The 21,735-nt window shown below is 71.5% G+C and carries 18 protein-coding genes; 8 read left to right on the top strand and 10 right to left on the bottom strand.

Annotated elements, in window-relative coordinates; translation table 11 throughout:
- Positions 1–124: 124 nt before the first annotated feature.
- Positions 125–1,000, top strand: a complete 876-nt coding sequence (locus tag DVA86_RS02650) for a carbon-nitrogen family hydrolase (protein ID WP_425470745.1) — start codon at positions 125–127, stop codon at positions 998–1,000.
- A gap of 101 nt (positions 1,001–1,101) precedes the next feature.
- Here DVA86_RS02650 and DVA86_RS02655 read toward each other — a convergent pair whose 3' ends face one another.
- Positions 1,102–1,608: an LURP-one-related/scramblase family protein gene (locus DVA86_RS02655; RefSeq protein WP_208875435.1), complete on the bottom strand. Its 507-nt coding sequence runs from the start codon at positions 1,606–1,608 to the stop codon at positions 1,102–1,104.
- A 106-nt stretch (positions 1,609–1,714) separates the two neighbouring features.
- Between DVA86_RS02655 and DVA86_RS02660 the strand changes: the two genes are divergently transcribed.
- Positions 1,715–3,643, top strand: coding sequence for an NHL domain-containing thioredoxin family protein (locus DVA86_RS02660; protein WP_208875437.1), 1,929 nt, complete (start codon positions 1,715–1,717; stop codon positions 3,641–3,643).
- 66 nt (positions 3,644–3,709) lie between these two features.
- On the opposite strand, the gene DVA86_RS02665 is transcribed toward DVA86_RS02660, so the two are convergent.
- Positions 3,710–3,937, bottom strand: coding sequence for a DUF6458 family protein (locus DVA86_RS02665; protein WP_208875438.1), 228 nt, complete (start codon positions 3,935–3,937; stop codon positions 3,710–3,712).
- A 181-nt stretch (positions 3,938–4,118) separates the two neighbouring features.
- On the bottom strand, positions 4,119–4,685 hold the full coding sequence (locus tag DVA86_RS02670; protein ID WP_208875439.1) for an ArsR/SmtB family transcription factor: 567 nt from the start codon (positions 4,683–4,685) through the stop codon (positions 4,119–4,121).
- Between the two features lie 288 nt (positions 4,686–4,973).
- Between DVA86_RS02670 and DVA86_RS02675 the strand changes: the two genes are divergently transcribed.
- Positions 4,974–5,711, top strand: a complete 738-nt coding sequence (locus DVA86_RS02675; protein WP_245996289.1) for a hypothetical protein — start codon at positions 4,974–4,976, stop codon at positions 5,709–5,711.
- Between the two features lie 50 nt (positions 5,712–5,761).
- On the opposite strand, the gene DVA86_RS02680 is transcribed toward DVA86_RS02675, so the two are convergent.
- Complete coding sequence (locus DVA86_RS02680; RefSeq protein WP_208875441.1) at positions 5,762–7,075, bottom strand: M18 family aminopeptidase; 1,314 nt, start codon at positions 7,073–7,075, stop codon at positions 5,762–5,764.
- 93 nt (positions 7,076–7,168) lie between these two features.
- On the bottom strand, positions 7,169–9,040 hold the full coding sequence (locus DVA86_RS02685; RefSeq protein WP_208875443.1) for an acyl-CoA dehydrogenase: 1,872 nt from the start codon (positions 9,038–9,040) through the stop codon (positions 7,169–7,171).
- 115 nt (positions 9,041–9,155) lie between these two features.
- On the opposite strand from DVA86_RS02685, the gene DVA86_RS02690 reads away from it, so the two are divergent.
- Positions 9,156–9,713 carry an SseB family protein gene (locus tag DVA86_RS02690; RefSeq protein ID WP_208875444.1) on the top strand — a complete coding sequence of 186 codons (558 nt, stop codon included), beginning with the start codon at positions 9,156–9,158 and terminating at the stop codon, positions 9,711–9,713.
- A 19-nt stretch (positions 9,714–9,732) separates the two neighbouring features.
- Here DVA86_RS02690 and DVA86_RS02695 read toward each other — a convergent pair whose 3' ends face one another.
- Positions 9,733–10,581, bottom strand: coding sequence for an LLM class F420-dependent oxidoreductase (locus DVA86_RS02695; protein ID WP_208875445.1), 849 nt, complete (start codon positions 10,579–10,581; stop codon positions 9,733–9,735).
- A gap of 203 nt (positions 10,582–10,784) precedes the next feature.
- Here DVA86_RS02695 and DVA86_RS02700 point away from each other — a divergent pair, with 203 nt between their 5' ends.
- Positions 10,785–11,744 carry a pirin family protein gene (locus DVA86_RS02700; protein ID WP_208875447.1) on the top strand — a complete coding sequence of 320 codons (960 nt, stop codon included), beginning with the start codon at positions 10,785–10,787 and terminating at the stop codon, positions 11,742–11,744.
- 212 nt (positions 11,745–11,956) lie between these two features.
- Here the strand turns inward: DVA86_RS02700 and DVA86_RS02705 are convergent, their stop codons facing one another.
- Positions 11,957–14,317: an ATP-binding SpoIIE family protein phosphatase gene (locus DVA86_RS02705; protein WP_208875448.1), complete on the bottom strand. Its 2,361-nt coding sequence runs from the start codon at positions 14,315–14,317 to the stop codon at positions 11,957–11,959.
- A gap of 137 nt (positions 14,318–14,454) precedes the next feature.
- On the opposite strand from DVA86_RS02705, the gene aspS reads away from it, so the two are divergent.
- Positions 14,455–16,227: an aspartate--tRNA ligase gene (aspS, locus tag DVA86_RS02710; protein WP_208884326.1), complete on the top strand. Its 1,773-nt coding sequence runs from the start codon at positions 14,455–14,457 to the stop codon at positions 16,225–16,227.
- A gap of 317 nt (positions 16,228–16,544) precedes the next feature.
- Here aspS and DVA86_RS02715 read toward each other — a convergent pair whose 3' ends face one another.
- Positions 16,545–17,531, bottom strand: coding sequence for a threonine ammonia-lyase (locus DVA86_RS02715; protein WP_245996294.1), 987 nt, complete (start codon positions 17,529–17,531; stop codon positions 16,545–16,547).
- 233 nt (positions 17,532–17,764) lie between these two features.
- Between DVA86_RS02715 and DVA86_RS02720 the strand changes: the two genes are divergently transcribed.
- Complete coding sequence (locus tag DVA86_RS02720) at positions 17,765–18,289, top strand: hypothetical protein (protein WP_208875452.1); 525 nt, start codon at positions 17,765–17,767, stop codon at positions 18,287–18,289.
- Positions 18,290–18,421: 132 nt separating this feature from the next.
- Here DVA86_RS02720 and DVA86_RS02725 read toward each other — a convergent pair whose 3' ends face one another.
- Complete coding sequence (locus tag DVA86_RS02725; RefSeq protein WP_245996296.1) at positions 18,422–18,943, bottom strand: GNAT family N-acetyltransferase; 522 nt, start codon at positions 18,941–18,943, stop codon at positions 18,422–18,424.
- Between the two features lie 274 nt (positions 18,944–19,217).
- Between DVA86_RS02725 and DVA86_RS02730 the strand changes: the two genes are divergently transcribed.
- Positions 19,218–19,664: an MmpS family transport accessory protein gene (locus tag DVA86_RS02730; protein WP_208875455.1), complete on the top strand. Its 447-nt coding sequence runs from the start codon at positions 19,218–19,220 to the stop codon at positions 19,662–19,664.
- 132 nt (positions 19,665–19,796) lie between these two features.
- On the opposite strand, the gene metG is transcribed toward DVA86_RS02730, so the two are convergent.
- Complete coding sequence (metG, locus tag DVA86_RS02735; protein WP_208875459.1) at positions 19,797–21,413, bottom strand: methionine--tRNA ligase; 1,617 nt, start codon at positions 21,411–21,413, stop codon at positions 19,797–19,799.
- Between the last annotated feature and the right edge of the window lie 322 nt (positions 21,414–21,735).

Consider the following 21,735-nt stretch of genomic DNA (forward strand, 5'->3'; position numbering starts at 1 on the left):
GGCGGTACGGTCGTTCGGCGGGCTGGGTGCTCTCAAGTTACGCTGCGCACGGGGACCGCGGCAGTGCTTTCCGGTGACGATGCTATGTCCCTTCGAGCCCCTCGAATGCATGGACGGTGGTACGGTGCGCGCTTCTTCGTCGAACTCGCCGACGAACTCGCCGGACTCGGCGCCGAACCCGGGAGCGGACCCCGCGGCGGACCCGCCGGCGGACGCGTCGTTCCACGTGGCGCTCGTACAACTGCGCGTGGATCCGGACGAGCCGGTCAGCGCACGCCGGGAGCGTACGGCCGCTCTCGTACGCGCCCAGCGCGGCGCCGACCTCGTGGTGCTGCCCGAGCTGTGGCCCGTCGGCGCCTTCGCCTTCGACCGGTTCGAGGCGGAGGCCGAGCCCGCGCGCCACGGCCCCACCGCCGAGGCCATGTCGGCGGCGGCACGTGACGCGGGCGTGTGGCTGCACGCCGGGTCCGTGGTCGAACGCGCCCCCGGCGGCGAGCTGTTCAACACCTCGCTCGTCTTCTCGCCGGACGGCGAACTCGCCGCCACCTACCGCAAGATCCACCGGTTCGGCTTCGACCGCGGCGAGGCCACGCTGATGGACGCAGGCACGCAGCCCGTCACCGTGCCGCACCCGTCCGCCGTCCTCGGCCTGGCCACCTGCTACGACCTGCGCTTCCCGGAGCTGTTCCGGGCGCTCGTCGACGCGGGCGCGCGGCTCCTCGTCGTCCCCGCGGGCTGGCCCGCCCGCCGCGCCGCGCACTGGTCGCTCCTCGCCCGCGCCCGCGCCGTCGAGAACCAGTGCTACGTGCTGGCCTGCGGCACGGCCGGTACGCACGCGGGCGTATTGCAGGCAGGGCACAGCGCGGTCATCGACCCTTGGGGCGAGGTCGTCGCGGAGGCGTCGGACACGGAAGAACGCGTCCTCACGGCGGTCATCGACCCGGCGGAGGTGGGCCGGGTGCGCGAGAAGTTCCCGGCGCTCAAGGACCGGGTGCTGTAAGGGCGCTGAGGGCCGGGAGCCACGGGCAGGCGCCGTGGGCGGCGCTACCCGCGCTACTCCACCGCGCCGCCCTGCTCCTCCCCGCGCCACTCCACCGCGCCCTACTCCTCCCCGCCCCCGTCCTCCTCCTCCCGTTCCATCAGACGGTCCACGCACACCGCCACCGCGATCAGCACCGCCGGGTCCGAGTCCTCCCGCTCCACCTGCACCGCGTACGTGTCGCGCACCCGGAACCACTTCCGCGAGACGCGGGCCAGCCGCTCCCCCTCGTACTCGATGTCGTACTCCTTGCCGATCAGGTCGCCCCGGATCTCCAGCTCCTCACCGGTGGCCAGCTCCGCGCGGTACACCTTCCGCATCGGGGTGAAGCGCTTCTCGCGGACGGTGACCATGACCTCGCCGTCCCGCTCGACCCGCATCGTGTCGCGCAGGCTGATGGCCTTCTTCCGGATGACGGCGAGGACGTTCCCCTCCCGGTCCTTCAGCTCGAATGTCTCGCGCAGCCGCAGGGCCTTGCCGTCGATGAGGAAGGCGCGTTCGCCGTTCTCGTCCTCGACCCAGAAGTCGTCGCCGATGCCGAACACGCGTTCCCGTACCAGATATCTCATGGGCGAGCTGTTCCCCGTACGCCCGAGTTCTCACCACCGGCGGCCACCGGCACTTCCCGTTCAGCCGCCCGAAGGGTGCCCCGGGCCCGGGTGGCACCCTGGAGCCATGACCGATGCCGCACCGCCCACCCGTACGCGCGCCCGCGTCCGCGCCCCCGAGCTGACCGGCCGCGGCGGCTGGCTGAACACGGGCGGCGCCGCCCTCAGCCTCGCCGGCCTGCGCGGACGCATCGTCGTGCTGGACTTCTGGACCTTCTGCTGCGTGAACTGCCTGCACGTCCTCGACGAGCTGCGCGAACTGGAGCAGCGGCACGCGGACACCCTCGTGATCGTCGGGGTGCACTCGCCGAAGTTCGCGCACGAGGCCGAGCACCAGGCGGTCGTGGACGCCGTCGAACGCTACGGCGTCCACCACCCCGTACTGGACGACCCGGAGCTGGCGACGTGGAAGCAGTACGCCGTACGGGCCTGGCCGACGCTCGTCGTCATCGACCCGGAGGGCTACGTCGTCGCGCAGCACGCCGGCGAGGGCCACGCGCACGCCCTGGAGACGCTCGTCGGCCGGCTGGAGGAGGAGCACGCCGCGAAGGGCACGCTGCGGCGCGGCGACGGCCCGTACGTGCCGCCCGAGCCGGAGCCCACCGCGCTCCGCTTCCCCGGCAAGGCGCTGCGGCTGCCCGGCAGCGGCCACTTCCTCGTCTCGGACACCACCCGGCACCAGCTCGTCGAGCTGGCGGAGGACGGCGAGACGGTCCTGCGGCGCGTCGGCAGCGGCGTACGCGGGCTGGCCGACGGGCCGCCGGAGGCGGCGCGGTTCAGCGAGCCGCAGGGCCTCGCGGCGCTCCCCGACGGCACGGTCGTGGTGGCCGACACCGTGAACCACGCGCTGCGCTCGTACGACCCCGGGACCGGCGCCGTCGGCACCCTCGCCGGCACGGGCGCACAGTGGTGGCGCGGCTCACCGACGAGCGGGCCGGCGCGCGAGGTGGCGCTGTCGTCGCCGTGGGACGTGGCGTGGTTCGCGGACCGGGTGTGGATCGCGATGGCGGGAACGCACCAGCTGTGGACGTATACGCCGCCAGGTGCAGGTGGGGCCGGCGGGTCGGTCGCGGTCGCGGCGGGCACCGCCAACGAGGGGCTGGTCGACGGGCCCGCGGGCGAGGCGTGGTTCGCGCAGCCGTCGGGGCTCGCGGCGGCCGGCGACCGGCTGTGGGTGGCGGACGCGGAGACGTCGGCGCTGCGGTGGGTGGAGCGCGCGGATCCGGCTTCCGGTCCGGCGTCGGAGGGGGACGGCTGGGAGGTCCGTACGGCCGTCGGCACCGGCCTCTTCGACTTCGGCCACCGCGACGGCGACGCCGGACAGGCGCTGCTGCAGCACCCGTTGGGCGTGACGGCGCTTCCGGACGGGTCGGTCGCCGTCGCCGACACGTACAACCACGCGCTGCGCCGCTACGACCCGGCGACCGGCCGCGTCAGCACGCTCGCCACCGACCTGCGCGAGCTGTCGGACGCGGTGCTGGCGGACGGGGGCGGTGCGGGCGGTGACCGTACGGACGGCGACCTGGTGGTCGTCGAGTCGGCGCGGCACCGGCTGACCCGGCTGCGGCTGCCGGAGGAGGCCGTACGCGTCGCCTCCGTCGCCCACCGTACGCAGCGCGCGGCCACCGAGGTCGCGCCGGGCGAACTGCGGCTGGACGTCGTCTTCCAGCCCCCGGCGGGGCAGAAACTCGATGTGCGGTACGGGCCCTCGACGCGGCTCCAGGTCAGCGCCACCCCGCCGGAGCTGCTGGCGGAGGGCGCGGGCGACGGAACCGACCTGAACCGCCGCCTGGTGCTGGCGGAGGACGGCGGCGGGGGCGCGGTCACGGAGGGCGTCCTGCACATCTCCGCGATGGCCGCTTCCTGCGACGACGACGCGGCGAACCAGTACCCGGCCTGCCATGTCCACCAGCAGGACTGGGGAGTTCCCGTACGGGTCACGGCGGGCGGTGCGCGGCGGCTGCCGCTGGTGCTGGCGGGCATGGACGACGCGTGAGCGCGCCGTACGGCCCGTCGGCCCTTTCGCGGTGGCCCGGGTCGTGGTGGCCCGGGTCGTGGTGGCCTACTCCCAGTGGTGCCGGTTGTCCTCGACGCTGATCGGCGCGGCCGGGCTCGGCGGCTGCGTGCGGCGCCGTTTGAAGATGCTGATGTAGACGGACAGCCCGAGCAGGCCGACCGCCATCAGGACGAGCCCGGCGACATCGAGGTTCACGGCCTGCACGTCCCAGTCGACGGCCAGCGTGAGGATCGCCCCCACGGCCAGCATGACGATGCACAAGACGATGCCCATGGAACTCCTGCCTCCTGCCTCCGTTTCGGCGCTGCCTCGCCTGTCCGCAGGACCGGGTACCTGGGCCCGGTGACACGTAAACGGGCGCGGATGACGCGCAATCAGGCGGGGTGAGGCGCGAACAGGCGGGTGAGGCGCGAACAGGCGGGGTGACGCGCGAACAACTGCCGTGCGGCGTACGTCAGTCGGCGGGCAGCCCGAACCAGCGCAGCAGCACCGGGCGGGCGTCGGGCGGCGCGTCCTCGGGGCCACGGCTGAAGCGGCGCAGCAGCTCCAGATAGGCGTCGTGGAAGTCGTTCAGCTCGTCCTTGGTCAGATGGCTGAGGCTGCGTGAACCGCGCATCCAGCCCTCGGAGCCGGCCGCCTCGAGCGTGAACCGGCGCGCGAGGCCGATGTCCTCCTCCAGTCTCATACGGTCGAGCTCGCCCATGATCGCGCGCTCGGCGTCCGTCAACTCCTCCTGCGGCGGCCTCCGTACGTCGATGTTGCGCACCGCCCGCCACCACCGCTCGCGGCCGCCGGTCCGCCCGGGGACGTCCTCGATGAAGCCGCCGCGCTCGAGCTGGCGCAGGTGGTAGCTGAGCGTGCCGGTGTTCTCGCCCAGGCGCTCGGCGAGGGTCGTGGAGGTGGCGGGGCCCGAAGTGCCCAGCGCACGCAGGATCTTGAGGCGCAGGGGGTGGGCGAGTGCCTTCAGGCTCTCGGGGTCGCCGACCCGGCGCGGGGGCGGCTCTTCTTCGGTGGCGGCCATGAGGTCAGCGTAGCGCGGATGCGGGATTTTCTCTGCAGAGCTTTCTATGCAGAGAAAACTCTGCAATGATGGGTGGTGCGGGGGAGCGGGCGGCCGTGTGGGCCGCCCGCCCTCCCGGCTTCTGCTTCTGTCTCGGCCTCGGCCTCGGCCTCGTGCCTGTCCTGGCGCGTTCGGCTCGTTCTTGCTTTCTTCTGGGGGGTTCTCATGGCTCGGTTGTCTGGTCTGTGTGGTCGGTCCGGCCTGTCCGGCCTGCTCCGTTCCAGTCCTGCGGCGCGCGCTGCCGCCGTCGTGGCGACGGCGCTCGGCGCCGTGGCGACGGGGCTGGGCACGGGTGCGGCGGGCGCGTACGCCGCGCCGGCGAGTGTCACGGCGGGCGCCACGGCAGGTGTCACCACGGGGGCCGTGGCGGGTGCCGACACCGCCGTGGCCGCGGGTCCGCCGGGCTCCCCCTTCGCCGCCTGCCCGGCGCGGGCGGAGCTGCCGGAGGGGGCGGACCCGGCCGCGTGGCGGTGCGAGGTCATGACGGCGACGGGCCATCTCACCGTGGGCCGGATCGATGTGCCGATAGCGGAGCCGATGAGGGTCACGCACGCGGAGGGCCGTATCGACAGCGAGTTCCACCAGGTCTTCGGGGGGATGGCGGCGGAGCCGATCCGGGTGCCGCACACGCCGCTGTCGGTCACGCCGCAGTACGCGGGGGCCTTCGACTTCCACTCCGACGACCAGCGGATGGGCGAGCTGGACGTCAAGTTCCGGATCTCCGGCCCGGGCTGGGCCCGGTGGCGGGACTGCTCGATCGGGAACGACGCGGACGCGGTCCATCTCGTTCTCAAGGCGGAGGGCAAGGGCGGCCCGGGGAAGGTCCCCCACGCTGTCGACAACACCTTCGCGGTGCCCGGCACTTCGGGCTGCGGGCGGCTCGGGCGCGTGCTGGACGCGGCGCTGGATCTGCCGTCCCCGGCGGGGGAGAACCGAATAAGCCTGGAGGGCGACCGCGTGATCCGCTCGTACACGGAGCTGGACTGACGGCTCGTACGCCCGCCTGGCGGGGCCGGTGGCCGGCCCCGCCGCGGGGCTCAGTCCGCCAGGAAGGCGGCGAGCGCGTTCGCCAGCAGGAACGGGTCGTCGGCGCCGCACAGTTCGCGCGCCGAGTGCATGGACAGGATCGCGACGCCTATGTCGACGGTCGTGATGCCGTGCCGGGCGGCGGTGATGGGACCGATCGTCGTCCCGCACGGCATCGCGTTGTTGGAGACGAAGTGCTGCCACGGCACGTTCGCCTTCTCGCAGGCCGCCGCGAACACCGCGCGCCCGGCGCCGTCCGTGGCGTAGCGCTGGTTCACGTTCACCTTGAGGATCGGGCCGCCGTTCGGCATCGGGAGGTGGCCCGGCTCGTGCCGCTCCGGGTAGTTGGGGTGCACGGCGTGGCCGGTGTCGGAGGACAGGCAGACCGTGCCGGCGTAGGCGCGCGCCCGGTCCTCGTAGCTGCCGCCGCGGGCGAAGACGGACCGTTCCAGCACCGTGCCGAGCAGCGGGCCGTCCGCCCCTGTGTCCGACTGGCTGCCGTTCTCCTCGTGGTCGAACGCCGCCAGCACCGGCACGCACCCGAGATCCGTACGCTCGGCCGCCGCCGCGAGTGCCGCGGCGCCCGCGTGCACGGACAGCAGGTTGTCCATCCGGGGCCCGGCCGCCAGCTCCCGTTCCCGGCCGAGATACGCAGGAGGTTCCACGCTGTGCACCATCAGATCCCAGCCCGTGACGTCCTCGGCCGTCACCCGCGGTCCGGACTCCCGTGTGAGGCCGCACTCCTCGACGAGGAACGCGATCAGATCACCCTCGCGCGCGTCGCCGAGCCCCCAGACCGGGGTCATGTGCCGCTGGCGGTCCAGCTTCAGCCCGTCGTTGACCTGCCGGTCGAGGTGGATGGCGAGCTGCGGCACCCGCAGCAGCGGCCGGTCGACGTTCACCAGCCGGGTCGTGCCGTCCCGCAGGGACAGCCGGCCGGCCAGCCCGAGGTCGCGGTCGAGCCAGGTGTTCAGCAGCGTGCCGCCGTAGATCTCGACGGCGACCTGCCGCCATCCGTTCGCGCCCGTGTCGGGGACGGGCTTGACCCGCAGGTTGGGGGAGTCGGTGTGGGCGCCCACGATGCGGAAGGGCGTCGCGGCGGCGGCGCCCTCCGGCACGTACCACGCCACGAGGGCGCCGCCTCGCAGGACGTACTTCCCGCCCGCCGTGCCGTCCCAGGCGGCCGTCTCCTCGACCTCCCGGAAGCCCGCCTTCTCCAGCAGCTTCGCGGCACTGGCCACTGCGTGGTAGGGCGTGGGCGATTCCGCGAGGAAGGTCAGCAACTCGTCGGTGTGTCCGCGGTCGAAGCGACTGGCGTTGGTCATGGCTCTCAGCATACGAACGGGAAGGGCCCCGCTCCCCCCGACCGGGAGCGAGGCCCTTCCCGCATGGGGGCGGGAGGTCGGCCGGACGCCGGCTCAGAAGGCCGACTCGTCCAGTTCCATCACGGACAGATCCACCGACTCGGACAGCGAGCGCTGCACGGCGAGGCCCGGCAGGACGTTCGCGGCGAAGAACTTCGCCGCCGCGATCTTGCCCTCGTAGAACGGCACGTCCTTGGTGGCACCGCCGTTCGCGGAGATCTCCGCCAGCTTCTCTGCGGCGACCGCCGCGCCGCGCAGCAGGAGGTAGCCGATCACGACGTCGCCGGAGGCCATCAGGAAGCGGGTGGTGTTCAGCCCGACCTTGTAGATGGACTTGACGTCCTTCTCCGTGGCGGCCAGGTCGGTCAGCATCGCGCCGACGATCGCCTCCAGGTCGCCGGCGGCGCGGGACAGCTCGTCGCGCGCGGCGGCCAGGTCCTCGCCGCCCTTCGCCTCCGCGAGGAACTTCTTGATCTCCTCGGAGAGCGCGGTGAGCGCCTGGCCCTGGTCGCGTACGACCTTGCGGAAGAAGAAGTCCTGGCCCTGGATCGCGGTGGTGCCCTCGTAGAGCGTGTCGATCTTGGCGTCCCGGATGTACTGCTCGATCGGGTACTCCTGCAGATAGCCCGAGCCGCCGAGCGTCTGCAGGGACTGCGCCAGCTGCTCGTAGGACTTCTCGGAGCCGTAGCCCTTCACGATCGGCAGCAGCAGGTCGTTGAGCCGCTTCTCCGCCGAGGCGTCCTCGCCCTCGTACTCCTTGAGCAGGATCTCGTCCTGGACAGCGGCGGTGTAGAGCACCAGCGCCCGCATGCCCTCGGCGTACGCCTTCTGCGTGAGCAGCGAGCGGCGCACGTCCGGGTGGTGGGTGATGGTGACACGCGGCGCCGTCTTGTCGGTGAACTGCGCCAGGTCGGCGCCCTGCACCCGCTCCTTGGCGTACTCGAGCGCGTTCAGGTAGCCGGTGGACAGCGTCGCGATGGCCTTCGTGCCGACCATCATCCGGGCGAACTCGATGATCTTGAACATCTGGCGGATGCCGTCGTGCTTCTCGCCGAGCAGCCAGCCCTTCGCGGGCGCTCCCCCAGAGCCTCCGGCCTGGGTGGGGCCCCCCGCGCCGAAGGTCATCTCGCAGGTGTTGGAGACCTTGAGGCCCATCTTGTGCTCGACGTTGGTGGCGTAGACGCCGTTGCGCTCGCCGAGCTCCCCCGTCTCCCAGTCGAAGTCGTACTTCGGCACGATGAAGAGGCTCAGGCCCTTCGTGCCGGGGCCGTGGCCCTCGGGCCGGGCCAGCACGAAGTGCACGATGTTCTCGGACATGTCGTGCTCACCGGAGGTGATGAAGCGCTTCACGCCCTCGATGTGCCAGGTGCCGTCGTCCTGCTGCACCGCCTTGGCGCGCCCCGCGCCCACGTCCGAGCCGGCGTCCGGCTCGGTCAGCACCATCGTGGAGCCCCACTGCTTGTCCGCCATCAGCTTCGCGATCTTGTGCTGCTCCTCGGTGCCCTCCTCGTGCAGCACACCGGCGAAGGCGGGGCCGGACGCGTACATCCACACGGCCGGGTTGGACCCGAGGACGGTCTCGGCGAAGCCCCACAGCAGCGAGCGCGGCGCGGTGGTGCCGCCGATCTCCTCGGGCACGCCCAGCCGCCACCACTCGGCGTCCATGTACGCCTGGTAGCTCTTCTTGAACGAGGCGGGGACCGGCGCGGTGTTGGTCACCGGGTCGAACACCGGCGGGTTGCGGTCGCCGTCCTCGTACGACTCGGCCAGCTCGTTCTCCGCCAGCCGCGCGATCTCGGAAAGCACGCTCTTGGCGGTCTCGATGTCCATCTCCGCGAACGGTCCGGTGCCGTACACCGTGTCGCGCTCGAGCACCTCGAAGAGGTTGAACTCGATGTCGCGGAGATTCGACTTGTAGTGCCCCATGGCGACGGCTCCGTAATGACTCGTTCGTACCAGCAAGTATTCGATAATGATGCTACCCGTCGGTAATAAGAAGCAACCCCTTACCGCCCATGTGTGACTCGTTACGCTTGCCCGCATGTACGGCTACGACCAGAGCGCGGCCGCGGGGCACGGCCATCCCTCGCACGGCCAGCAGCCCCACCACGGCCAGCAGCAGCACGCCGGCCAGCAGCACGTGCATCAGCAGCATGCCGCGCACCAGCAGCAGTACGCGCAGCAGGCGCAGCAGCAGCCCCCGCCGCCGTACGGTCAGCAGCCGCTCTACCCCGAGCCCTCGCCGCCGTCCCTCGCCGAGGCCGTCCGCGCCTTCACCACGGGCACGATGGGCGGCGAGGAGTTCCAGGGCATCTTCTCGACCTCGAAGGTCTACTGCCCGCGCGGCGACAACCCCGGCTTCCTCGCCCTGCACAACACCCAGCAGCCCGTCATCCCCATGTTCAGCACGCTCAAGGAGCTGCGGCGGTACGCGGGCAAGGAGTCCAAGTACTTCGTCATCACCGGCGCCGAGGTGCTGGACCTGCTGCCCTCCGGGTACGGCTTCGTGCTCGACATGGAGGGCGAGCACCGGGTCGTCTTCGACGCGAAGGCCGTCGAGGAGATGGTCGACTTCGCGATGCGCCGCATGTACGGCTGACCGCGGAGCAGCGGCCCGGTCAGGCGCCGGCGGTCGCCAGCGGTGCCAGTTTGCGCCAGTCGGCGAGCGGCACGTCGGTCATCTCCGGGGTGACGGCCTGAATCGCGATGTGGTCCGCGCCGGCGTCGAAGTGCTCCGTCACGCGGCGGGCCACGGCGTCCACGTCGCCCAGCGCGAAGACTGAGTCGACAAGGAGGTCACTGCCCGCGCCCGCCACGTCGTCCTCGCTGAACCCGAGCCGCAGCAGGTTGCTCGTGTAGTTCGGCAGCCGCAGATAGGTGGCCAGATGCCCGCGCGCCACATCGCGGGCGGCGGCCAGGTCGCGGTTGAGGACGACCTTGACCTCCGGTGCCAGCAGCGGCCCGGCGCCGAGGGTCTCGCGGGCGCGGCTCGTGTGCTCGGGCGTGACGAGATACGGGTGGGCTCCGGCGGCGCGGTCCCGGGACGCCGCGAGCATCTTCGGACCCAGGGCCGCCAGGACCCGGCTGCCGGCCGGGGAGCCGGCCGCGTCCAGCCGGTCCAGGTAGTCGATCATCGCGCTGTAGGGGCGCGAGTAGCGGTCGCCGACCAGCGCCGAGTGGCTGGCGCCCAGACCCAGCAGGAACCGGCCCGGATGGTCCTCGTCGAGTGCCGCGCTCTGCTCGGCCACCGCCTCCGGTTCGTGGTCCCAGATGTTCAGGATGCCGGTCGCCACGACCAGCCGGGAGGTGGCCTGAAGCAGCGGCGCCGCCTCGGCCACGCCGGGGCCGCCGCCCAGCCACACCGTGCCGTACCCGAGCTCCTCCAGTTCCGCTGCCGCCTCGGCGTTCCGCTTGGCGTCCCCGAGACGCAGTCCGACGTTCCACACGCCCAGCCTGCCGACGTCCATGTACACACCTCCGGTGATCACATACGGTTCCCCGCACAACGGCATGGCCAGGGGCTCCATTCCCACGGCTCACCCGCTGTGCCGCGGGGAGCCGGGGCCGGAATCGGGGCGGGCGGGGAGGGCGCTGAAAGTCCAGGTCAGGGCGGTGTGGCCCCCGGTTCAACATTGAACTACCCTGGGGGTTACTGACGAGGAGGCCCCCATTGCCTGCGATCACCGTTGAGAACCCGCTCACGCTCCCCCGTGTCGCCGCCCCCGGCCCCGCGGCCGTCGTTCAGCGCCCTGTGCTCGCGGTGAGCACCTCCCCTACCGGCTTCGAGGGCGAGGGCTTCCCGGTCCGCCGCGCGTTCGCGGGAATCGACCAGCGGCATCTGGACCCGTTCATCATGATGGACCAGATGGGTGAGGTGGACTACGCGCCGGGCGAGCCCAAGGGCACCCCCTGGCACCCGCACCGCGGCTTCGAGACCGTCACGTACCTCATCGACGGCACCTTCGTGCACCAGGACTCCGAGGGCGGCGGCGGCACGATCAACGACGGCGACACCCAGTGGATGACGGCCGGTTCCGGTCTCCTCCACATCGAGGCGCCGCCGGAGTCGCTCGTCGTCAGCGGCGGCCTGTTCCACGGCGTGCAGCTGTGGGTGAACCTCCCGGCCAAGGACAAGATGACCGCCCCCCGTTACCAGGACATCGGCGGCGGCCAGGTCAAGCTGCTCAGCACGCCCGACGGCGGCGCCCTGCTCCGCCTCATCGCCGGTGACCTGGACGGCCACCGCGGCCCCGGCGTCACCCACACCCCGATCACGATGGTGCACGCCACCGTCTCGCCGGGTGCGCAGATCGAGCTGCCCTGGCGGTCCGACTTCAACGCCCTCGCGTACGTGCTCGCCGGGCGCGGCGCCATCGGTACGGACCACCGCCCCGTCCATCTCGGCCAGACCGCGGTGTTCGGCGCGGGCGAAGCGATCACGGTGCGCGCGGACGAGGCGCAGGACGGCAACACGCCCGACCTCGAAGTCATCCTGCTCGGCGGCCGGCCCATCCGTGAACCGGTCGCCCACTACGGCCCGTTCGTGATGAACAGCAAGGCCGAGCTGGCCCAGGCCTTCGAGGACTTCCAGGCAGGCCGCCTCGGACGGATACCCGCCACGCGGGACTGAGACCCGGTAACCGGCCGATACCCGTACCCTCGGGAGTTCGGCCACCACAGACCGGGCGAGTGGGGACCCCCCCTTCCACTCGCTCGCAGCAGGGGCGCGGCGCCCGACTCCCCCCGACGGCACCGCGCCCCTGCACCTTTTCCGTACGCGGTTCCCCGTACGCACGCCGAAGGCCCCGGCCCCGCCCCGGCCTCCGTCCCCCGCCTTCGGCTCTACTCTGCGCTCTCGTCCTCCCGCACCTCGAACCAGATGCACTTGCCGTCCCCCCGCGGGTCCACGCCCCACGCCCCCGCCAGGGACTCCATCAGCATCAGCCCGCGACCCGACGACGCCATCTCGCCCGGGCTGCGCAGGTGCGGCAGTTCGTCGCTGTGGTCCGCGACCTCGACGCGCAGCAGCCGCGCGCCCCGCTCGCCGCTGATCTCGGCGACCGCCAGGGCGTTGCCGTCGGTGTGCACGAGTACGTTCGTGAGCATTTCCGAGAGCATCAGCACCGCGCCGTGGGTCTGGCCCTCGTCCTTCCAGTCGTGCATCAGGTACTCGAGCTGGTGCCGGGCGCCCGCGATGCGGTCCGGCTGGGCCTGGGCCACGGTCAGCACCGTACGGCGCACCGGCGTACGGGCCGCCCCGTCGTACGCGCCCCCGCCCGCGCCGTCGCTCTTGCGCCGCAGCAGGAGCAGCGCGATGTCGTCCTCGCGCCGGTCGGCCAGCGGGCCGGTCCTGTGGTGCGAGGACGGCCCGTGCACCGCCTGTACGAGCGCGTCGGCCAGCGCCTCCAGACGGCCTCTCCCGCCCGTGCCTCCCCCGCCTGTGCCGCTCCCGTCCATGCCCCCGCTCTCCGTGTCGCCCGCCCCTTCCGGGCCCTGGTCCTGCCCGTCCGGGCCCTGGTCCGGCTCCTGCCCCCGGAACCGGACCTGGACCTCGTCCAGGTGGGCCGCGCACACCTCCCGCAGCCGCTCCCAGCCGCTCTCCAGATCGTGCCCGCCGGTCTCGAGCAGCCCGTCCGTGCAGGCCAGCAGCGTCTCGCCGGGCTGCAGCAGCAGCTGGCTGGTGGGGTAGCAGGAGTCCGGGTCGATCCCCAGGGGCAGTCCGCCCTCCGTCGGGCGCAGGAGCACGGTGCCGTCCGGCATCCGTACCGCCGGGTCCGGGTGCCCGGCGCGGGCGATGTCGAGGCGGCCGGTGCGCGGGTCCACTTCCATGTAGAGGCAGGTGGCGAAGCGCGCGTCCGCGTCGGGACCGGCGTCGGGACCGGTGTCCGGGCCGCCGTCGGCGTCGGTGTCGGCCGAGTCGGCGCGGTTCAGGCCGCTCAGGAAGCGGGAGGCGCGGGAGAGCACCGCGTCGGGCCGGTGCCCCTCGGCGGCGTACGCGCGCAGGGCGATACGCAGCTGCGACATGATCCCGGCGGCCCGTACGTCGTGCCCCTGCACGTCGCCGACCACGATGGCCGTACGGTCCGACGGCAGCGGGATCACGTCGTACCAGTCGCCGCCGACCTGGAGTCCGCCGCCCGTCGGCACGTAGCGGGCCGCGATCTCCATTCCCTCCATGCGGGGCTTCTCGGCGGGCCGCAGGGCGCGCTGGAGGCCGTCGGCGAGCTCGCGTTCGTTCTCGTGCAGATACGCCCGTTCCAGTGCCTGCGCGAGCATGCGGGCGACCGTGGACAGTACGGACCGTTCGTCCGGCGTGAACGCCACCGGGTGCGAGAACGCGGCCAGCCACGCCCCGATGGTCCGCCCGGCCACGGTCAGCGGCAGGAACGCCCAGGACTGCCGCCCGAACGACGCGGCCAGCGGCCACGTGGTGGGGAAGCGGCGGCGGTAGTCGTCGGGGGTCGGCAGGTACACGGCGCGGCCCGTACGCACCACCTGCGCCGCCGGGTAGTCCGTCTCCAGCGGCATGTCCAGGAACGGCCCCTCGTCGCCCGGCGCGTGCCCGTGGTGCCCGATCACGGACAGCCGGTCGCCCTCCACGCCGAACACGGCCAGCCCGTCCGGCGTGAAGCCGGGCATGGACAGCCCGCCGGCCACCCGCAGCACCTCGGCCGTGGACCGCGCCTCGGCCAGTGCGCGCCCCGCGTCCAGCAGGAACGCCTCCCTGGACCGCCGCCAGTCCCCGGTGACCTGGGTCTGTGCGGCCCCGGCCGGCGTGCTCGGGCTGCTCGGCGGCGGCTCCGGCACCTCCGACATCAGCCCGATGACATGGAACGGCACGTTCTCGCCCAGCGGCAGCTCCGCCCCCGCGCCCGGTGCCACGCGGCCGGTGCCGACGGCGCGCATCCGCAGCCGTACGGTCCGTACGACCCCGCCGTCCGGCGTGACGACCCGTACCAGCGCCTCGGCGGGCGTGTGCTCCGTGACGGCGAGGGTGGCGATGCTCTGGAGTTCCAGGAAGTCCGCGACGTGTATCCGCGAACGGGCCGCCGCCTCGCTGAGCGTCACGGTGCCGCCCGCGCTCACGCGCTCCGCCAGCCCGAGCAGCCGTGCCGCGCGCGCGTCGAGGGTCACCGTGCCGGAGGTGTTCTCCCACCGCCAGACACCGGTGCCCACGGCCGTCAGAACGTCCTCCGTGCGCATTGCCCCACTTTATGCAGGTACGGGAAACCGAGGCGAGTGTGGGCGGCCCAGGACGGTACCCTGAGAGGTCCTGGGACCCCGCCGCAGCACGGCTCGGTCCCAGTGCGATCCCCACGGCCCGACGACTTGGATGAATGATGCACCGGTACCGGTCCCACACCTGCGGCGAGCTCCGTTCCACCGACGTCGGCACCGATGTCCGGCTGAGCGGCTGGCTGCACAATCGGCGGAACCTGGGCGGCATCCTCTTCCTCGACCTGCGCGACCACTACGGCATCGTGCAGCTGGTCGTACGGCCCGAGCAGACCGCCGTGAACGAGCTGCTGAGCGGACTCTCCAAGGAGAGCGTCGTCCGTATCGACGGCAAGGTCGTCACGCGCGGCGCGGAGAACGTGAACCCGGAGCTGCCCACCGGCGACATCGAGGTCGAGGTCGCCGACGTCGAGGTGCTCGGCGCCGCCGACCAGATCCCGTTCACGATCAACGCGGAGGACGGCGTCAACGAGGAGCGGCGGCTCGAGTACCGCTTCCTCGACCTGCGCCGCGAGCGCATGCACCGCAATGTCATGCTGCGGTCCGCCGTCATCTCCTCCATCCGCCGCCGGATGACCGAGGCGGGCTTCAACGAGATGGCGACGCCCATCCTGTCCGCCACCTCGCCCGAGGGCGCCCGCGACTTCCTCGTACCGTCCCGGCTGCACGCCGGCCGGTTCTACGCGCTGCCGCAGGCCCCGCAGATGTTCAAGCAGCTGCTGATGGTCGCGGGCTTCGACCGGTACTTCCAGATCGCGCCCTGCTTCCGCGACGAGGACGCGCGCGCCGACCGTTCGCCCGGCGAGTTCTACCAGCTCGACGTCGAGATGAGCTTCGTCGAGCAGGAGGACGTCTTCCGCGTCATCGAGCGGATGATGGCCGGCGTCTTCGAGGAGTTCGGAAAGGGCCGCCACGTCACCTCGCCGTTCCCGCGCATCCCGTTCCGCGAGGCGATGCTGAAGTACGGCTCGGACAAGCCGGACCTGCGCGCCGAGCTGGAGCTGGTCGACGTCTCACACATCTTCGCGGGCAGCGGCTTCAAGGCGTTCGCGGACAAGCACGTACGCGCGCTGGCGGTGCCGGACACGGCGGACCAGCCGCGCAAGTTCTTCGACCAGATGGGCGAGTTCGCCGTCGAGCAGGGCGCGAAGGGCCTGGCGTGGGTGCGGGTCGGCGACGACTCGGAGCTGACCGGGCCGATCGCCAAGTTCCTCACGGAGTCGGACGTTTCGGCGCTTCTCGCGGCGCTGAACGCGAAGCCGGGCACGGCGGTGTTCTTCGGCGCGGGCGAATTCGACGAGGTCTCGAAGATCATGGGCGCCGTGCGCGTAGAGGCGGCACGGCGGGCCGGGCACTTCGCCGAGGACGTCTTCCGCTTCTGCTGGATCGTCGACTTCCCGATGTTCGAGAAGGACGAGGAGACGGGGAAGATCGAGTTCTCCCACAACCCGTTCTCCATGCCCCAGGGCGGCATCGAGGCGCTGGAGACGCAGGACCCGCTGTCCGTTCTGGCCTGGCAGTACGACATCGTCTGCAACGGCGTGGAGCTCTCCTCGGGCGCGATCCGGAACCACGAACCGGACATCATGTTCAAGGCGTTCGGCATCGCCGGATACTCCCGGGAGGAAGTGGAACGCGAATTCGGCGGCATGCTCCGCGCGTTCCAGTTCGGCGCCCCGCCGCACGGCGGCATCGCGCCGGGCATCGACCGTATCGTCATGCTGCTCGCGGACGAGCCGAACATCCGCGAGACCATCGCGTTCCCCCTCAACGGAAACGCACAGGACCTGCTGATGGGCGCCCCGACGGAAATCGACGAGACCCGGCTGCGGGAACTCCACATCTCCCTGCGGAAGCCGCCGCCCCCGAAGGCGTAGCCACGTCCCGGGTGTCGGGGCCCGCGGCCCCGACACCCGTCCTGTCTCAAACTGGCACCGGTGCCGCGGCCGTTCGTATGTCTGCGTATAGCGTGGGTGACGCATCGTAGACCGCGAGGGGGAATCAACTGTGGGTGAGCCCAAGGACGTTCTGGGGGCATATCCACGAAGGACCTGAAGTCGGCCGCCCCGACTTTTCGTACGCAGAGTGGTGAACTGCTCTCAGTCTGGAGAACGGGTTCACGTCTCCCGGCTGAGGGCGGAGTTCACCCGGTGAGGCCCGGCTTTCAACCGCGTGGGACGCGACGGCAGTTCCGCTACGCGTCCGCGGTCGGTTCCAGGACCCAGCGGGCGAAGTCCGCTGGGCCTACGTTGCTTCCGCACAGGATCGTGGTGACGCGCCGCCCCGCGAACCGCTCGGGGTTCTCGAGGACCGCGGCGATCCCCAGGGCCGCGGAGGGCTCGACGACCAGCCCCGCGTGCTCGTACAGCGCGCGCATGCCCGCCTTGATCGAGTCCTCGCGCACGAGCACCACGTCGTCGAGGACGGCGAGCAGGTCGTCCAGTACCTCGGGGATGGGGCAGCGGCCCGCGACGCCGTCGGCGATCGTGTCGATGCGGTCCGTTTCGACGAGCGTTCGCCGCTGCCACGACAGGGCCATCGCGGGCGCGCCGAGGGGCTGGATGCCGATCACCTGCGCGTGGTCGGCGAGCGCGCGTACGGCGTAGCCGACGCCACTGGCCATCGCTCCGCCGCCGAGGGCCACGAGTACGACGTCGAGCGCCGGGTCGTCCCGTACGAGTTCGAGACCGATCGTGGCGGCGCCCTCGCAGGTCGCCAGGTCCAGGCTGTCCTCGACCAGGCGGACGCCGTCGGTCTCCGCGATCTCGCGGGCCAGCAGCCGGGCGTCTTCGATGTCCTCGCCTTCGAGCCGTACGTCCGCGCCGAAGGCGGAAATCTGGCGCAGCTTCAGCGGGTTGGCGGTCTTCGCCACCACGACGGTGACGTCGAGACCGCGGCGGGAGCCGCTGTAGGCGAGCGCCTGCCCGAGGTTCCCGGCGCTCGCGCACACCAGCCGCGATACGCCTTCCCCGCGGGCCGCGGCGGCGACGGTCTCCGTGCCGCGCCCCTTGAAGCTCCGCACCGGGTTGAGCGTTTCGACCTTCAGCGTCGTCGAGCACCCGAGCGCCCGGTCGAGCGGGGCGCACGGCAGCGCCGGCGTATCGAGGAACGCCGGGTCAATCTCCCTGGCCGCGGCGCGGATTCGGTCGAGCCGGAGCCGTACGGAGTCGAGATCGCTCACGGGCGTCAGCATGCCATGCCCGCGTCGGGCGGGGCGGGCACGCGAGGAGCCCCTCGAGTGCCTGCCCGTCCCGGGAATCCTGGGAGCGCTCTACAACCCTTCGCGCGCGTCGCGTGTCTTCTTGGGAGATCGGAGCTTTTGGCCGGTGTCCCCTCCGGACGCGTACGGAGGGACGACCCACACCTGCGCCCTGCTCCGAGGCCAACGTACGACCGAGCAAGGGGGAACCACCCATGCGTTCACGCATGTTCGCCACGGCGGCCGTCGCCGCCGCCTTCGTCATGGTCCCGGCAGGCAGCGCTCTCGCGGGCAGCGGACCGGCTCCCGCGCCGTCCGAGCGCGCCTCGTCCCAGTCCACGGCACCCACGCCCGAGGGGAACCCCTTGAGCAAGAGGGCTCAGGCCAGCGACGTCTGTTATGACGCCCGCCAGATCGGCGAGACGCGCCACATCAAGCAGGGCGGCGAGATCATCGCCTCCGTCAAGCACTTCAGCTCGTCCATTTGCGAAGCGGACTACAGCTATGTCTGGCTCTGGCAGAGTTTCGTCGACAAGGAGGACGACTACGACGTCAGCGCCGGCATGTTCAACTACGCGGAGGACGGGCAGCAGGGACAGGTGTCCTGGCCCAAGGACAACGGCCAGGAGTACTGGTCCGAGCGCTCGGACGCCTCGTACGACTGCAAGGCCGCGGTCGGCTCCGTCCGCCCGGCGGGCTCCGCCACCACGTACTCGGGGCAGACCGACAAGCGCTGCTGACGACGGAACGCGGCGGCGGCTCGGCGCCGGCCGAGCCACTGCCTGCGTACGACCGAAGGCGCCCCTGCCGTCTGCCGGACGGCGGGGGCGCTTGCGGCGTTCGTACGGGGTGGGCACCCCGTTTCGCCGGGCTCAGGGCCTGAGCAGTCCGCCGACCCACCAGTCGTGCGGGCGGCCGTCGTTGGCGATCACACGGTGCCGCAGGGTTCCCTCGACGGTGAAGCCCAGCTTCTCGGCGATGGCGCGCGAGCCGGTGTTCCCGACCATGGCCCACCACTCGATGCGGTGAACGTCGAGCGCGGCCCAGCCCCAGTCGCACAGCGCCCGCGCGGCCTCGGCCGAATAGCCGCGGCCGCGCTGCTTTTCGGCCGCCCAGTAGCCGAGTTCGAAGACGCCCAGGCTCAGCCTGGTGAGGCAGTACGAGCCGACGAACGCCCCGCCGTCCTTGCGGAAGGCACCGAGGGTGTAGTCCTTGTCCGTCGCCCACCCCTCGGGCCAGTCCTCGTACACGCGCTTCTCGGCGTCCTGCCGCCGGAAAGGCACGGGAACCGGCGTATAGAACTGGATGTCCTCGTCCTGGCAGGCGTCGTACACCACGTCGACGTCGCCGGGGGCGAATGCGCGCAGTACGAGACGTTCGGTCTCAAGAGTCACCGGATCCACCGCGCCAGTGTGCACGCCGACTGCGGGCGCTGGCCAGCGAATTATGTGCCCTCGCTGCCGTGCGCTGTGCTGATTCACATGGCACAGCGCAATTCGAGAATGTACGGGAAGAATTCAGGAGTTCAGGCGGGGAGAACTGATCCGGAGTTCAGGGAGAGGGATCGCGAGAACAGTTCCGGGTGAGCTGGACCGGGTGTCGAAAAGGGTGGCAGGATCGGGCGGGTTCACGTCAAGTCGCCTTGTTCTGAAGGAAATCTGATTCCCCATGCGTGCGTTTCCCGTAGTTGCCGTCGTTGCTGCTTCCGCCTTCCTGCTCGCCGGGTGTTCCGACGATTCCGACGGGTCCGGGAAGAAGGGGAAGCGGGCGGCGGACGCCGTGCAGGACGGGGCCGAGGATGCCGCGCAGGAGCCCGCCGGGGGCGGGCACACCGTGGTGTACGAGGCGACGTCCACCGGGGCGTTCGACGTGAAGTACTCCGGGGGTGAGGAGATGGGCGCCGAGAAGCAGGTGCCCGGTGCCAAGTCGCCCTGGAAGGTCACGCAGAAGACCGGCGAGGGCCAGGTGGTGGCCAGCATGACCGTGACCGGGACCGACGTCACGGCCGATGCCGTCGTCAGCTGCAAGCTGACGGTGGACGGCAAGGTCGTGAAGGAGGAGAAGAGCAAGCCCGGTGAGGCAGGTTTCGTCATGTGCGTGGGGAATCTGACCTGACTGCTGAGCGCGGGCCGGTGGGCTGAGCCCGGGCCGTACGCGGCCCACGCCGCGCCCGTACGGCAGCAGGCCCGCCCGTACGCGTACGTACGGGCGGGCCTCAGGGCCTCAGGGTCAAAGCCCCGCGGCGGCTCAGTCCGCCTTCGGCTCCTCCAGGCGCGGGAACAGCACCGCGCCCTTCGTGACCGTCGCGCCCGCCGGGAGCTGCCCCCAGCGGCCCGCGTCCTGGACCCGCTGGTCGCTCAGGGCGCCCAGCGCGGGCTCGGCGCCGAGGGAGTCCCAGAGCTTGCGGCAGGTGTCCGGCATCACCGCGTTGAGCAGGACCGCGCAGGCGCGGAGCGACTCGGCGGCGGTGTAGAGGATCGTCGCGAGCCGGGCCTGTGCCTCGGCGGACTCGTCCTTGGCGACCTTCCAGGGCGCCTGCTCGGTCAGATAGCCGTTGACCTGCTTGACGAAGTCGAAGACGGCCGCGATGCCGCCGGAGAAGTCCAGCTCGTCGCCGATGCGCCGGTCGGCCTCGGCCGCGGCGGTGGCCAGCCCGTCGGTGACGGCCTGCTCGGCGGGCCCGGCCGAGGCGGGCTCCGGGAGCTTGCCGTCGAAGTACTTGCCGACCATGGCCGCGACGCGTGAGGCGAGGTTGCCGAAGTCGTTGGCGAGCTCGCTGGTGTAGCGGGCGCTGAAGTCCTCCCAGGAGAACGAGCCGTCCTGCCCGAAGGCGATCGCCCGCAGGAAGTACCAGCGGTACGCGTCCACGCCGAAGTGCTCGGTGAGCTGCTGCGGCGAGATGCCGGTGAGGTTGGACTTCGACATCTTCTCGCCGCCGACCATCAGCCAGCCGTTCGCGGCGATCTTCCCCGGCAGCGGGAGGCCGTTCGCCATCAGCATCGCGGGCCAGATCACCGCGTGGAAGCGGAGGATGTCCTTCCCGACCAGGTGCACGTCCGCCGGGAAGACGTCCTCGAACCTGGCCTGGTCGGCGCCGTACCCGACGGCGGTGGCGTAGTTGAGGAGCGCGTCGATCCACACGTAGATGACGTGCTTGTCGTCCCACGGAACCTTGACGCCCCAGTCGAACGTCGAGCGGGAGATGGACAGGTCCTCCAGGCCCTGGCGTACGAAGTTCACGACCTCGTTCCGCGCGGACTCCGGCTGGATGAAGCCCGGGTTCTGCTCGTAGTGCTCCAGCAGCTTCGGGCCGTAGGCGGAGAGCCGGAAGAAGTAGTTCTCCTCCTGGAGCATCTCGACGGGCGTGCGGTGGATCGGGCAGAGCTTCTGCCCGGCGTACTCGCCCTCGCCGTCGAGCAGCTCGCCGTAGGTCTTGTACTCCTCGCAGCCCACGCAGTACGGCCCTTCATAGCCGCCCTGGTAGATCTCGCCGCGGTCGTACAGATCCTGTACGAACTCCTGCACCCGGGCCGTGTGCCGGGCCTCGGTGGTGCGGATGAAGTCGTCGTTCGCGATCTCCAGATGCCGCCAGAGGGGCTTCCACGCCTCCTCGACGAGCCGGTCGCACCACGCCTGCGGCGATACGCCGTTGGCCTCGGCGGTGCGCATGATCTTCTGACCGTGCTCGTCCGTGCCGGTGAGGTACCACACCTTCTCGCCGCGCTGCCGGTGCCAGCGCGTGAGCACGTCGCCTGCGACGGTCGTATAGGCGTGGCCCAGGTGGGGAGCGTCGTTCACGTAGTAAATGGGGGTCGAGACGTAGTACGTCTGCTGTCCCGTCTGCTCAGTTCCAGTGGCCGCCATGGTCGAAATCCTATCGGCCCGTGGGTGGCCGTCTCGCCTCGTTTACGCACGGTGACGGCGGTCGGCCAAGGGGTGTCCGCAGGGCGGGGGTGGGGTTTGTACCACCCCAGGTCGGCGGCAACCCCCATGGGCAGGGCAACTGCCGCTCCATAGCGTCAGTGTGGACACCGGACGGCAGGATCACGGCACCGGTGCGGGACTCGCGGAGGCAGCGGTGGCAAGCCGGCACACGTACGACGACACGGGGTGTCCGCGGTGGGACGGGGAGGCCGGGGGCGTACGGGTCCGCGGCGCGCGCGGCAGCGTGAGGGGCCGCGGCGTA

This window comes from Streptomyces armeniacus (genome assembly GCF_003355155.1).
Classification (GTDB): Bacteria; Actinomycetota; Actinomycetes; order Streptomycetales; family Streptomycetaceae; genus Streptomyces; species Streptomyces armeniacus.

Bases quoted from the DNA above. Each gene is read 5' to 3' on its own strand.
- aspS (WP_208884326.1), top strand. From the start codon at position 14,455: ATGCACCGGTACCGGTCCCACACCTGCGGCGAGCTCCGTTCCACCGAC.
- DVA86_RS02705 (WP_208875448.1), bottom strand. From the start codon at position 14,317: ATGCGCACGGAGGACGTTCTGACGGCCGTGGGCACCGGTGTCTGGCGG.
- DVA86_RS02695 (WP_208875445.1), bottom strand. From the start codon at position 10,581: ATGGACGTCGGCAGGCTGGGCGTGTGGAACGTCGGACTGCGTCTCGGG.
- DVA86_RS02690 (WP_208875444.1), top strand. From the start codon at position 9,156: ATGTACGGCTACGACCAGAGCGCGGCCGCGGGGCACGGCCATCCCTCG.
- DVA86_RS02680 (WP_208875441.1), bottom strand. From the start codon at position 7,075: ATGACCAACGCCAGTCGCTTCGACCGCGGACACACCGACGAGTTGCTG.
- DVA86_RS02660 (WP_208875437.1), top strand. From the start codon at position 1,715: ATGACCGATGCCGCACCGCCCACCCGTACGCGCGCCCGCGTCCGCGCC.
- DVA86_RS02670 (WP_208875439.1), bottom strand. From the start codon at position 4,685: ATGGCCGCCACCGAAGAAGAGCCGCCCCCGCGCCGGGTCGGCGACCCC.
- DVA86_RS02720 (WP_208875452.1), top strand. From the start codon at position 17,765: ATGCGTTCACGCATGTTCGCCACGGCGGCCGTCGCCGCCGCCTTCGTC.
- DVA86_RS02685 (WP_208875443.1), bottom strand. From the start codon at position 9,040: ATGGGGCACTACAAGTCGAATCTCCGCGACATCGAGTTCAACCTCTTC.
- DVA86_RS02665 (WP_208875438.1), bottom strand. From the start codon at position 3,937: ATGGGCATCGTCTTGTGCATCGTCATGCTGGCCGTGGGGGCGATCCTC.
- DVA86_RS02730 (WP_208875455.1), top strand. From the start codon at position 19,218: ATGCGTGCGTTTCCCGTAGTTGCCGTCGTTGCTGCTTCCGCCTTCCTG.
- metG (WP_208875459.1), bottom strand. From the start codon at position 21,413: ATGGCGGCCACTGGAACTGAGCAGACGGGACAGCAGACGTACTACGTC.
- DVA86_RS02655 (WP_208875435.1), bottom strand. From the start codon at position 1,608: ATGAGATATCTGGTACGGGAACGCGTGTTCGGCATCGGCGACGACTTC.